This window comes from Methylobacterium sp. WL18 (assembly GCF_008040015.1).
GTDB classification, from domain to species: domain Bacteria; phylum Pseudomonadota; class Alphaproteobacteria; order Rhizobiales; family Beijerinckiaceae; genus Methylobacterium; species Methylobacterium mesophilicum.
This window is the reverse complement of sequence record NZ_VRVD01000018.1, coordinates 1-12,415: the sequence shown is the minus strand read 5'-3', so window position 1 is coordinate 12,415 and position 12,415 is coordinate 1. Positions and strand designations below refer to the sequence as shown.

The window sequence follows — 12,415 nt, the reverse complement described above, 5'->3', positions numbered from 1 at the left end:
CTCCCGCTACCGGCTTACGGATGTCCAACCGTATCGGCGGCAAAAGCCTTTCGAGATCCCAGGGGTTTCGGTTGGCCAATCGTGCTGTCTCTGGCTGTCTGTCTTTCCATCTCGGAGTTCAGTTCAGCACCAAGAAGAACGATCACAATCGAAAGCCAGATCCACGTCATAAATCCAATTCCCGCACCCAGACTACCGTAGATTCGATTGTAGCTGTCAAAGGTGGCTACATACAGAGTGAACATGACTGAAGTGCCGACCCATCCTAAGGCAGCGGCAGAGCTTCCCCAGCTCACCCATCTCCATTTGGCTTCCCGCCGGCTCGGACCGTATCGGTAAACCAGTGAGAGGCCGGCGCTCACGAGAATGACTAGAACTGGCCAGCGTATGAACCGTAGCAATGTATCCGTCCGCTCGCCCATCCCGATTCGGCCTAGGAAGATGGGCAGTCCTACGACCACGGCGATCGTCGCAACGGTGACAAGGGCTCCGGTGATCGTAAAAAGAAAGGTCGTCAGATAGACCTGCACCAGGGTGCGCTTCTCTCTCTCCCTGTAGATGACGTTCAGGGCATCAAAGAGGGCGGCTACACCTGAGTTCGCACTCCAAAAGGCGATCAGGAAGCTCAGCAGTGAGGCTGTGCCCAGGGTCCCTGCTCCCTGCTTGGCAACATGTTGGAGCTGGTCCGAAATCAGGTTGAGGACCCCATCCGGTAGCACGCCTCTTAACAGGCTCAGATGCTGGCCGATGACGCTTGGATCCGCAAACAAGCTGTAGAGCGAGACGACCGTGGCAATGCCGGGGAACGTCGACAAAAGGCTGAAAAAAGCGACGCCACCAGCGGTGGACAGCACCCTGTCCCGAGGGATAGCCCAAAACACCCGCTGAAGAACGTCCTTCCATCCCGCAGCTGGGATATCGGTGGGGCTCTCTGCAGAATGACCACGGCCTGGTTCACGAGCCCGTGCCTCTGCAAGCTTTATCGTCGACTCGTTGGGGGCCCGAGTGGCTTCCGAACGCCAATCCGCACCCTCTTCCTCGTCCTGGGTCATGCGACGGCTCATACGGACAGGGTGATCTCAAGTAAGCCTATTGCCCTTCTGTCCTGCTTGCCAGTGACCTGATTAGATCGTCCGCTCTCGGCGAAGTTCCTGTCGAAGGTAGGCAGCAAGCGGGAAAAATCGTCTTCAAGCGTGTAGCCTTCACGGCCGACGGCTCTGGGTTGACGATCACACACAACTCTCACACACCGAGGCTTCCTGGTTATCCCTCGATACGTCGTTTCTCACTGTGGGCCGGTGTAGCACAGCGGTAGTGCAGCGGTTTTGTAAACCGAAGGTCGGGAGTTCGATCCTCTCCACCGGCACCAGATTTTTTCGAACGCTTACCGCAGGTTAAGTGAATTTCAGGCCCCGGCAACCGCATCGCGCGTACCGGGGCATGCAGCATCGGCTCTTCGAACCGCCGGACCGGGGAAGGACCCGAGAATAGCGGTCCTGTTCCAGCATCTCGCTTCGACGCAAACCTACAGGCTATCGGCCGGCATTCTGACGGCCGCGCGGCCCGCTGGACGCCTTGGCGTTGTCGAGGTTCTCGGTGAGTAGCTTGCGCCATCGGGTCAGCCTGTCGGGATCCAGCTGGCCGTTGGCGACGGCGGCCCGCACCGCGCAGCCGGGTTCGTGGGCATGCGTGCAGTCTCGGAACCGGCACGAGGGGGCCAACTCGGTGATCTCGGCGAACAGGGTCGCGATGCCGTCGGCGGCGTCGCTGACCTGAAGCGTTCGCATCCCGGGCGTGTCGATGACCCAGCCGCCGCCCGCGATGGCGTGCAGCGAGCGCGACGTCGTGGTGTGGCGCCCCTTCGCGTCGTGCGCGCGGATGCTTCCCGTCTCCTGCGCGACCGCCTCGTTCACGCCGGTCAGGGTGTTCACCAGCGTCGACTTGCCGACCCCGGAGGAGCCGACCAGTGCAACGGTCTGTCCGACGCCGCACCACGGCGATAAGGCGCTTGAAGCCTCCGGGAGGCGGGAATCGACGGCCACGACGGCCAGCCCGCGCTGCAACGCGGCGGCTTGGTGCTGGTAGGTCCGCACATCCGCCGCCGTATCCGCCTTCGTGAGCAGGATCACCGGATTTGCGCCGCCCTGATTGGCCAGCGCCAGATAGCGCTCCAGCCGGGCAGGATTGAAATCCGCGTTGCAGGATGTGACGATGAACAAAGTGTCGACGTTGGCCGCGGCCACCTGCGGAATCCTGCCGCCTTCGGTGCGGCGCTCCAGGACCGACCTGCGGTCCAGGCGGCGGTGCAGGGTCTGGGTCCGGGGATCGACCAGCACCCAATCGCCCACCGCGAAGTCGCCGGTGTTCGTATGAACCGGAAGCGTCAGCTTGACCGGTCCGGTGAGAGCCAGGGCGGTCAGGCGGGAGCGGTGGACCGTGGCGATCCGCATGGCGGCGAGATCGGTCTCGTCGTCCCCCCGCTGGTCCTCGAAGAAGCTGGACCAACCCAGGCTGGCAGGCTGCGCGGGATGAGGGCAGACGGGATGATCATTCACCGGCTTGGCCATGACACGGCCTCCCGCCCATGGCCAGCGTCCAAAGTGTAACGCTGCGCCAGGCTCGGCGTGCGTCCGGCGATGCAGCGGTCCTTGTCATCGGCCGGGACGCACTTTGCGCCGTGCATCGATGGCAGCGAAATCGTCTGCTCCCATCGGGTGTGAGCAACGGGAGGCGGCGCAGAATGGCCGATGGCCTCCGGTCCGCTTCGGTGAGATTCGACTGGCGAACGGATGGCCTCCGCCCGACCCGCCCCTCCCATTCCGCCGGGTTCAGCGGATCCCCGAAGCCGGCCTCGGCCCGGCCCTGGCGCAGGATCGCCCGGCGGTAAACCGGGCCCGCGCGCGATCGGCCCTTCGACCGGCCCCGGGGTACCGCGCGGGATTATCCGGCGCCGCGATCCGTCCGATTCCATGGGGGGAATGCGGATGGTGGAATGGTCGACTCGATGCGGGTGTTGTGTGCGGAAGACCGAAACCATCGACCGAAGCGTGTGACGAGGAGCCTTCTGGCAGGTTTCGCGGGGTTGCTGAGCCTCCCCATCGAAGGGGCGGAACTTCCGGACCGGCGCAAACCGCAGCGCTTCGAGAGCGTGCGAATCTGCTCGAGCCATGGCCAGGCCTTCTTCTTCATTCCCGGTACGGATACCTGCCTGCGCCTCTCTGGCCGGGCGCGCTTCGAATACGCTTACCAGCCCGCCTACAGCCGCTCCGGCAACAATGCCGGCGCCACGCCGGGGGATTACAGCGGCTACCAGGGCCGCCTCCGGATCAACCTCGACGCCCGGACCCAGACGGCCTACGGCACCCTGCGCTCCTTCCTCCGCCTCGATGCCGGGAGCCGGACCGGCTTCCCCACCATGCATGCCGGCGCGCTGCTCCGGATCGGCGGCGCCTACCCGGCCCTCGGCATCGACACGTTCGGGCGAGCCCAGCAGCAATTCAACGTCGACAAGGCCTTCGTCCAATTCGCCGGCCTCACCGCCGGGCGCGCGGCCTCGTTCTTCGATTTCTATGCCCACGACTTCGAGTTCATCGTGGCCACCACGGGCTCGGACAACCCCTCGACCAACCTTGCCGCCTACACCGCGACGGTGGGCAAGGGCCTGTCCGCCACATTGTCGGTGGAGGACCCGGTCTTCCGACGCACGCCGGTCTATTCGTCCCAGAACGCCGCCCTCCGGTCGAACCTCGGTCCGGGCGCCCTGGTCTTCTCGCCGGGAAGCCCCGTCGCGCCGATCTTCGCCGGGTTCGACGCCGCCGGGAACCCGACGGGCGTAGGCTTCGTGGATACGATCCAGCGCAGCCGGATACCCGACATCGTCGGGGTGCTGCGCTCCGACCAATCCTGGGGCTCGGCGCAGCTCTCGGGGGCCCTGCACGAGGTCAACCACGGCCTGCTCGACAGCGTTTCGTTCTCCGGAACGAACCTGGGCGCCCCCGTCTCGCCGGGCAACAGCCGCACCCCACGCGGAACCGCCTCCGCGTTCGGCTGGGCGGTGCAGGGGGGCGTGAAGGTCAACCTGCCCGCCATCGCGGCCGGCGACACGCTCTACCTGCAGGGCGCCTACGGAGAGGGCGCGGCGTTGTATACCGGCGTACCGGCCTATAATGGCCCCTACGCGCAGGCGGCCAGCGCGGTGCAGGGGGCGGCTTTCTCCCAGTTCTTCAACGACGGCGTGATCAACCCCTTCACCCATCGCCTCGCCTTGACGGCGAGCTACTCGTTCACGGCCTCGATGCTGCACTACTGGACCCCCTCGGTCCGCTCCGCCGTCTTCGGCTCCTACGGCGGCCTGGCCTTCGCCCGCGGCGCCCGCGCGGCACAGGGCACCTATTTCGGGCTGACCGGGACAGGACCGGGCACCCCCGGTTCGCGATTCTTCGACCTGAGCCCGGTCTTGCGGGACAGCGACCGCTTCGTCGTCGGCGCCAACCTGATCTGGTCGCCGGTGAAGGAGTTCGATATCGGCGTCGAGGCGATCTACACGCGCTACGGACCGCGGAGCGGCCGCATCCTCGACACGAGCCGTTACCCTGGCCAGAACCCGGCCTACGTCAACAACCCCGCCAACCCGGTCGCCACCGCCAGCAGCGTCGACGTCATCCAGGTGCGCGCACGCGTGCAGCGGGATTTCTGAAGGGCGCGGCGGCCCCGGGCCGCGCGTTTATGGCCCGCGCAGTGAGTACGGCGCCCTGTGGGATGATGATCCCGGGCGGGCGAAGATGGCGATGCCCGCCCCCGTAGAGCGTCGCTTTGCGGCCCTCGCAAAGCGACGCCTCTGGCGGTGACCCGCTATACGGTCCGCGGCCTCTGCAAGGTCTCGGACCGTGACAGCCGGGTTGGCGAAAGCTCTGGGCATGCTTGCGCCGGTGGATCTCCGGCACGCCGATGCCGACGAGCTGCGTCTTCCAGCGATGAGACGTCGGATCGGACACGCCCATCGCCGGCAGACCTCGGCCACTGATGCGCCGTTCTCCACCTGCCGCCGGGCAAAGGGCTCAGATCGCGTGCATCCAGCCCAGAAAGCCCGCGATGGCCAGGATCGGGAGCGGATTGAGATTGGTGCGCCAGAACAGCAGGGTGAAGATTGCTGCGGCGACGTACCCACGGGACGAGAAGCCGGCCCCCTCCGCGACCGTCCACCCGCTCGCCAGGATCAGCCCGACCGCGATCGGCCCCAGCGCCGCCTCCAGGGCGATATGCCAAGCGGCCCCCGAAGACGCCTGCCAGATCCGCGCCACGACGATCATCAGCAACGCGGCCGGAAGCATCATGGCGGCCTGGGCGACGACCGCCCCGGCGAGGCCCGCGACCTTGTAGCCGATCATCGCGACGATCAGGTTGCTCGGCCCGGGCGCGGCCTGCGAGATCGCGAAGAGGTCGGAGAACGCGCCGCCGGTGAGCCAGTGCGCCTCCCCGACCGCATGACGCGCCATCTCCGGCACGACGCTGTTGCTGCCGCCGATCGACAGGATCGACATCGTGCTGAAGAAGGTCGCGAGCGCGACGAGGGCGCCGGGCTTCACCGCTCGGCCTCCGCGTCCCCGCGCTGGCGCGGATGCCGCCACGCCAACAGGAAGGCCGGGGGCGCCAGGATCGCCAGGACGGCGAGGAGCGGGAGGTGCAGCACGATCGAGCCCAGGAAGGCCAGGGCGATGACGGCGAGCGCCGCGGGCCGCCGCGCGAAGCCCTCGCCGGCCTTCAGGCCTGCCGACAGCGCGAGCCCCACCGCGGCGGCGGTGACCCCGCGCAGGATATCCTGGACCGCCGGGACCGCGCCGCTCCGGAAATAGGCCCAGGCGAGGCCCAGGACGATGCAGAACGGCACGAGCGTCAGGCCGAGCAGGGCGGCGGCCGCCCCGGGCACGCCGCGGAAGCGGTGGCCGACATAGATCGCGAAGTTCGCCTGGTTGGCCCCGGGCAGCACCCGGGCCAGCGCGTAGGCGCTGAGGAACTCCGCGTCGTCGATCCAGCGCTTGTCCTCGACGATCAGCTTGCGCGCCCAGGCCGTGAGACCGCCGCCGAAGCTCACCAGCGTCAGCCGGTTGAACAGCCAGAACAGCTCCGGGAGGCCGGGCGCCACGGCGGTTCGGGCCGGGACGGGCTCAGCTGTGTCGGAGGTCGGCATCCGGCTCGAACTCCGCATTCTCTTCCGCATCGGCCGCAGCGATCGGATAGGGCGGCTCGTACCGCCGCGAGCCGCGCCAATCCGCCTCGAAGATCGCCGCGATCGCGCCGACGGTGGCGGCGTCGCGCACAACGACACCGAGTTCGCGCCGCAGGTCGAAGGCGGCCTGATCGAGGTTCTGGGTGCCGAGATAGACCCGGGCCCCGTCGATGATCGCGATCTTGCCGTGGCTGCGCAGCCCCCGCTGCTTGTGAAGCCGGCCGCCGGCCGCGCGGTACAGGCGCCACAGGGCGAAGGAGTACATCAGGTCGGGCTGGTGCAGCCCGTGCTTGCCGCCGCAGAGCAGGCGGACACGGACCCCGCGCTTCAGGGCGGCGTGAATCCGCTCGAAGATCACCGGTTCGGCGAATTTCGGATGGGCGAGATCGATGCTGCGCTCGGCGCCGTCGAGCAGGTCGCACAGGATCGCCCTGGCGCCCCCGGGGCTCCAGGACAGGTCGGAGCCGCCATCGGGCGCGAACGCCTCGCCGTTCCAATCGCCCTCGAAGCAGGCCCGGATGCCGGCGACCTGACCGGGATCGGACAGGACGACCGCGTAATCCCGGGTCTTGGTGAAGTACTTCTCCATGAAGTTGAACGTCGCCACCATGGCGCGCGCGCCGTCCACGACCAGGGACTTCTCGTGCGTGACGAGGAAGCGCGGCGACGTCCAACGCACGGGGATGCCGGCCTCCTCCAGACGCGCGAAGGTTGCGTCGTTGATGCGCTCGCCGGTGCCCTTGGCCGGGTTGAGGAGGACGCGCACCGCGACGCCCTCCGCGTGCCGAGCCAGAACCGCGTCGATCAGCAGGGGGTGGTCGAAGGTGAATTGCTTGAGCAGGATTTCCTGCTCGGCGCCCCGCATCAGCGCGACGACCGGCTCGATGCCGTGGTCCGGTTGAACGATGAGCTGCGGCGCTTGCATGTCGGCGCTACGATCTCCTGACGTCAGATCCGTGCGATGGCCGCGATCGAGCCGGGGCGGTCGAACCGCTGATCGACGCCGCCGCGACGCGGCGGCCTGCCGTGGCGGCTCTTGGAGATGTCCACGACCGGCGCCGTATAGAACGCGGAAATCTGCGAAACAATCAATCTTCGCACGAGCGTCACGCACACCGGCCGGCGCAATTTCTCGTCGGCATCGGTCGCGAACAGTATCGGCCGGAATTCGGCGAAGCGGAGGCCGCGCGCGCGACCGCCCTGTCGCCCGGGACCGGGACGTGGCGTTCCACCGCCCGAGCCGTCGACCGGAGCTGCGAGGGCCAGGGCGATGCGGTCCGTGACGATTCGGCTGCGGCGGCCATGGGGGCCAGCATCAGCACAGGTGCAGGGCGGTCTCGGAGGCGGTGGCGCGTCGGCCTGCGGACGGAGCCGCTTGCCGAGCCTCCTCGGTCCCGTGCGCCTCCAGCACCGTCTTCCCGCGGAAGACCCAGTAGGCGTGGCCGAGATAGGCCATGATGACCGGCACGACGATCAGCACGCCGACCCCGACGAAGCGCAGGGTCGCGACGTCGGACGCGGCACTCCAGATCGTGGCGTGGCGCGGGACGACGTAGGGCCAGAGGCTGACCACCAGACCCGCGAAGCCGAGGAGGAACAGCACGATCGTCAGCTGAAAGACCCGTGTCTCGCGCCGGCTCCACAGGCTGCGCCCGATGAGCACCGAGATGCCGGCGGCCGCCAACGGAAAGAGCGCCAGCGGCAGCACCTGCGGCCAGGCGAACCACCGCTGCGCGACCTCGGGAACCGTCAGGGCCGTCCAGGCACTCACGAGGGTCATCATGCTGGCCGTGAGGATCAGGGCGGCGCGTCCGACCTCCCGGCCGAAGATCTGCACCGCACCCTCGGTGCGCCAGATCAGCCAGCCGGCGCCCAGCAGCGCATAACCGCCGACGAGACCCGCACCGCAGAGCAGCCCAAGCAGGCTGAAAGCGCTGAGCGCGGTTCCCGAGAAGGCGCCATCGTGCACGGGAACGCCGCCGATGAACCCGCCCAGGACGATGCCCTGCGCCAGCGCGGCGAGGAGGGAGCCACCCGCGAAGGCGAAATCCCAGACGCGCCGGAAGCGCGTGGCCTGGAACCGGAACTCGAAGGCGATGCCGCGCAGGATCAGGGCGAACAGCATCGCCATGATCGGCAGGTAGAAGGCCGGAAGCAGCACATAATAGGCGATCGGGAAGGCGGCCCACAGAAGGGCGCCGCCAAGCACGAGCCACGTTTCATTGCCGTCCCACATCGGCGCGATGCTCTGCATCATCAGGTCCCGATGCCGATCGCGCGGAGCGAGCAGGAACAGAATGCCGATGCCGAGGTCGAAACCGTCGGCGAGAACGTAGATCGCGATGGCGAAGGCCGAGACGAGCGCGAAGATCAGGGGCAGGTCCATTGTCATTCCCCGGCCGCGATCGGCGTGGTGTAGGGACGCGCCCGGCTCGGGACCGCCGTTCCGGCCTGCTCGAGGCCGGGGCGCACCGCGTTCGGATGCACGTCCGCGATCGCGGCCGGTCCGCGGATGACAACGCGCGCGCCGTACCAGAAGAAGGCCAGGAGCAGCAGGTTGTAGACCAGGGCGAACATCAGCAGCGAGGTCAGCACGGCACCGGGCGCGAGCGGCGCGACGGCGTCGGCCGTGCGCAGATGTCCGTAGACGACATAGGGCTGCCGCCCGGTCTCGGTCACGGTCCAGCCGGCGATCACCGCGATGAAGCCCAGCGGGGTCGCCGCCATGGCGGCGAGCTGGAACCAGCGGGTGGTGAACAGGCGGCCGCGCCAGCGGAGCACGCCGCCGATGATCGCCAGGATCAGGAGCACGATGCCGATGCCGACCATGATGCGGAAGGCGAAGAACACCAGCGGCACGTAGGGCCGCTCGGCGGCCGGGACGGCCTTGAGACCCTGCACGTAGCCGTTCCAGCTATGCGTCAGGTAGAGGCTCGCGGCGTGCGGGATGGCGATCTCGAAGCGGTTGCGCTCAGCGGCCATGTCGGGCCACGCGATCAGCGTCGCCGCCACGCCCGAGCCGGAATCCCAGAGGCCCTCCATGGCGGCGAGCTTCGTCGGCTGGTGGCGCATCGTGTTGCGCCCATGCGCGTCGCCGATGACCAGTTGCAGCGGGACGAGCACGAGGGCCGCGCCCATCGCCAGCGAGAAGCCCTTGCGGGCGACCTCGACATGCTGCCGCCGCCAGAGATGATAGGCCGAGACACCCGCGACCACGAAGCTGCCCGTGATGTAGCTGGCGCAGACCATGTGCAGGAAGCGATAGGGAAAGGACGGGTTGAAGAACGCCGCCCACCAGTCGGCCACGTGGAACAGGCCGTCGGCGTCGAGCGTGTAGCCGGCCGGGGTCTGCATCCAGCTGTTGGAGGCCAGGATCCAGCTGGCGCTGAACAGGGTCCCGGTGGCGACCATCAGGCAGGCGAAAAAATGCGCGCCGCGCCCGACCCGGTTCTCGCCGAAGATGACGATGCCGATGAAGCCCGCCTCCAGGAAGAAGGCGGTCATGACCTCGTACAGGAAGAACGGACCGAGCACGTTGCTGACGGCCCGGGAGAACCCGCTCCAGTTGGTCCCGATCTGGTAGGAGAGCACCAGCCCGGTCACGACCCCCATGCCGAAACCCAGCGCGAAGATGCGGATCCAGAACCGCATCAGCGCGCCGTAGACCGGATTGTCCGTCCGCCACCACCGGAAGCTCAGGAACGCGACGAACGAGGCGACGCCGATCGTGAAGGCCGGCCACAGGATGTGGAAGCCGATCGTGAAGGCGAACTGGATCCGGGAGAGCGTGAGGGCGTCCATGGTCAGGCGGCTCCCGTCTCGAGGCGGCGCATCCGGACGGGAATCGCCTTGAAGGAGGGGGTGTGGCTCTGCGGATCGTGCAGGCCGAGCGGGACCAGAGGGTTGGCCTCGGGGTAGTAGGCGCCGACGCAGCCGTCGGGCAGCCGGTAGGGCACCACCTGGAAGCCCTCCACCGAGCGGGCGACCCCGTCGTCGGCGATCGTGTCGAGCGCCACCCGGTCCCCGGCCCGGACGCCCTGCCGGGCCATCTCGGACTCGCTGAGGAAGACCACCATGCGGCCGCCGAAGACGCCGCGATACCGGTCGGACAGACTGTAGAGTGTCGTGTTGTACTGATCGTGGCTACGCATCGTGGTGAGCCAGAGCGCCCCGGGGTCGCTCATGAGGGCATCCTCCTCGAGGCCCTCGAAGACTGCGAACTCGGCCCGGCCGGACGGCGTGGCCCAGATCCGCTCGCGCGCCAGCGATGTGAGATGGAAGCCGCCGGGCACGCGGATCCGCGCGTTGAACCCCTGGAAGATCGGGAACACACGCTCGATCGCGTCGCGGATACGGTCGTAATCCGCGGTGAAGTCCTCCCAGGGGACGGCCGAGCCCGGGCCGAGCGTCGCCCGGGCGATGCCGGCCACGATCGCGGTCTCGCTCATCAGGTGCTCGGAGGCAGGCATGTTGCGGCCGGCCGAGGCGTGCACCATCGACATCGAGTCTTCGACGGTGATCGACTGGGGCCCCGTCGCCTGATGGTCGACTTCGCTGCGGGCGAGGCAGGGGAGGATGTAGGCTTCGCGGCCGTGGACGAGCTGTCCCCGGTTGAGCTTGGTGTTGATCGCCACCGTCAGGTCGAGCGTGCGCATCGCCTGCTGGACGCTTTCGGTGTCGGGGACGGCGGCGGCGAAGTTTCCGCCGAGCGCGATGAAGGCCCGCGCCTGGCCCTGCAGCATCGCGCCCAGCGCCGCGACCACGTCGTGGCCATGCGCCCGGGGCGGCTCGAAGCCGAAGGCGTCCCGAATCCGGTCGAGCATTTCCGGCGTCGGCTTCTCGGTGATGCCGACGGTCCGGTTGCCCTGGACGTTGGAATGTCCGCGCACCGGGCACAGGCCGGCGCCCGGCCGCCCGACATTGCCGCGTAGGAGCGCGAGGTTGCTGATCAGGCGGACGTTCTCGGTGCCGCGCCGATGCTGGGTGATCCCCATGCCCCAGACCAGGATGGCGTTCTCGGCCGCCACGTAGGTCCGCGCCGCGGATTCGAGATCCGCGCGGGTGAGACCGGAGCGGCGCTCGATCGCCGCCCAGGATGTGGACCGGAGGTCGGCCGCGAGGGCTTCGAAGCCCTTCGTGTGGCCGGCGATGAAGTCCACATCGAGCACGCGAGCCTCGTCGGCGGCGATGGCGGCATCGTCCATCGCGATGCAGGCCTTCATGATGCCCTTGAGGGCCGCCGCGTCGCCTCCGACCCGGACCTGGAAGATGCGCGACGAGATCGGCGTCGACGTCAGCGATGCCATCTCGACGGGGTTCTGGGGCGCCTGAAAACGCTCCAGGGCTCGTTCCGGGAACGGGTTGAAGCTCAGGATGGCCGCGTTGCGCCGCGCCGCGTCGCGCAGGCTCGTCATCATCCGCGGGCTGTTGGTGCCCGGATTCTGGCCGAAGATCAGGATGGCGTCGGCGCGGTCGAAATCCTCCAGCAGCACCGTGCCCTTGCCGACGCCGATGCTCTGCGGGAGGCCGACACTCGTCGCCTCGTGGCACATGTTCGAGCAGTCGGGGAAATTGTTGGTCCCGTAAGCCCGGCCGAAAAGCTGGAACAGGAAGGCGGCCTCGTTGGAGGCGCGACCCGATGTGTAGAACTCGGCCTGATCCGGCTCCATGCCCTCGCGCAGGATCGTCCCGATCCGCGCGAAGGCCTCATCCCAGGCGACCGGGACATACCTGTCGCTGGCCGCCTCGTAGCGCATCGGATGCGTGATGCGACCGACCATCTCCAGTTCGTAGTCGCTCCACGTCTCCAGTTCGGAGACCGTGTGGGCGGCGAAAAAGTCCGGGGTGCACCGCTTGGCGGTCGCTTCCCAGGCCATGGCCTTGGCGCCGTTCTCGCAGAATTCGAACGGGCCCGGCTTCTTAGGATCGGGCCAGGCGCAGCCCGGGCAATCGAATCCCATCGGCTGGTTCATGCGCAGCAGCGTCGCCGCTCCCCGCACCGGAATATCCTGCTCGACGAGGGCCTTGCCGGTCGCCTCCAGCGCACCCCAGCCGCCGGCAGGATTGGTGTAGGCGCGGATCTTGACCTTGGCCATCAGGGTCCTCGGGCTGGAGACGGGCGCAGGCTTCCCGGGCGTCCGGAGCGGCGGCGATCAGGCGGGCGGCGGCGCCTGCCGACCGATCCGGCTT

General features: G+C 68.0%; 10 protein-coding genes, 1 tRNA gene and 1 pseudogene. 2 read left to right on the top strand and 10 right to left on the bottom strand.

Annotation, left to right across the window (positions count from 1 at the left end; translation table 11 throughout):
• Window positions 1-14: 14 nt before the first annotated feature.
• On the bottom strand, window positions 15-1,052 hold the full coding sequence (locus FV228_RS03740) for a YihY/virulence factor BrkB family protein (RefSeq protein WP_147853355.1): 1,038 nt from the start codon (window positions 1,050-1,052) through the stop codon (window positions 15-17).
• 242 nt (window positions 1,053-1,294) lie between these two features.
• On the opposite strand from FV228_RS03740, the gene FV228_RS03735 reads away from it, so the two are divergent.
• Window positions 1,295-1,369: transfer RNA gene (locus tag FV228_RS03735), tRNA-Thr, on the top strand.
• 163 nt (window positions 1,370-1,532) lie between these two features.
• Here the strand turns inward: FV228_RS03735 and rsgA are convergent.
• A complete protein-coding gene (gene rsgA / locus FV228_RS03730) occupies window positions 1,533-2,567 on the bottom strand; it encodes a ribosome small subunit-dependent GTPase A (RefSeq protein ID WP_147853354.1) in 1,035 nt (344 codons plus the stop codon).
• 515 nt (window positions 2,568-3,082) lie between these two features.
• Between rsgA and FV228_RS03725 the strand changes: the two genes are divergently transcribed.
• The gene (locus FV228_RS03725; RefSeq protein ID WP_246693815.1) at window positions 3,083-4,696 is read left to right on the top strand and encodes a porin; all 1,614 of its coding nucleotides are present in this window, start codon (window positions 3,083-3,085) and stop codon (window positions 4,694-4,696) included.
• A 223-nt stretch (window positions 4,697-4,919) separates the two neighbouring features.
• Here the strand turns inward: FV228_RS03725 and FV228_RS03720 are convergent.
• The 8 genes and pseudogenes from FV228_RS03720 to FV228_RS03690 all read right to left on the bottom strand — a co-directional run.
• Window positions 4,920-5,113: pseudogene (locus FV228_RS03720) on the bottom strand (transposase); the annotation flags it as partial.
• Entirely contained in the window at window positions 5,058-5,585 is a 528-nt protein-coding gene (locus FV228_RS03715; RefSeq protein ID WP_210247779.1) for a chromate transporter, read from the bottom strand. The gene FV228_RS03715 and the pseudogene FV228_RS03720, both read right to left, overlap by 56 nt.
• On the bottom strand, window positions 5,582-6,187 hold the full coding sequence (locus FV228_RS03710) for a chromate transporter (RefSeq protein WP_147853352.1): 606 nt from the start codon (window positions 6,185-6,187) through the stop codon (window positions 5,582-5,584). The genes FV228_RS03715 and FV228_RS03710 overlap by 4 nt, the downstream gene beginning before the upstream one ends.
• Window positions 6,165-7,151, bottom strand: a complete 987-nt coding sequence (locus FV228_RS03705; RefSeq protein ID WP_147853351.1) for a phospholipase D-like domain-containing protein — start codon at window positions 7,149-7,151, stop codon at window positions 6,165-6,167. Before FV228_RS03705 ends, FV228_RS03710 begins: the two co-directional genes overlap by 23 nt.
• Window positions 7,152-7,174: 23 nt before the next feature.
• Window positions 7,175-7,336 carry a hypothetical protein gene (locus FV228_RS32900; protein WP_187277623.1) on the bottom strand — a complete coding sequence of 54 codons (162 nt, stop codon included), beginning with the start codon at window positions 7,334-7,336 and terminating at the stop codon, window positions 7,175-7,177.
• Window positions 7,337-7,541: 205 nt separating this feature from the next.
• Window positions 7,542-8,612, bottom strand: coding sequence for a cytochrome d ubiquinol oxidase subunit II (gene cydB / locus FV228_RS03700; protein WP_348645004.1), 1,071 nt, complete (start codon window positions 8,610-8,612; stop codon window positions 7,542-7,544).
• Between the two features lie 2 nt (window positions 8,613-8,614).
• Window positions 8,615-10,027: a cytochrome ubiquinol oxidase subunit I gene (locus tag FV228_RS03695; protein WP_147853349.1), complete on the bottom strand. Its 1,413-nt coding sequence runs from the start codon at window positions 10,025-10,027 to the stop codon at window positions 8,615-8,617.
• Window positions 10,028-10,029: 2 nt separating this feature from the next.
• Window positions 10,030-12,321 (bottom strand): FdhF/YdeP family oxidoreductase, encoded by a 2,292-nt coding sequence (locus tag FV228_RS03690; protein WP_147853348.1) that lies wholly within the window; start codon window positions 12,319-12,321, stop codon window positions 10,030-10,032.
• Window positions 12,322-12,415 lie beyond the last annotated feature (94 nt).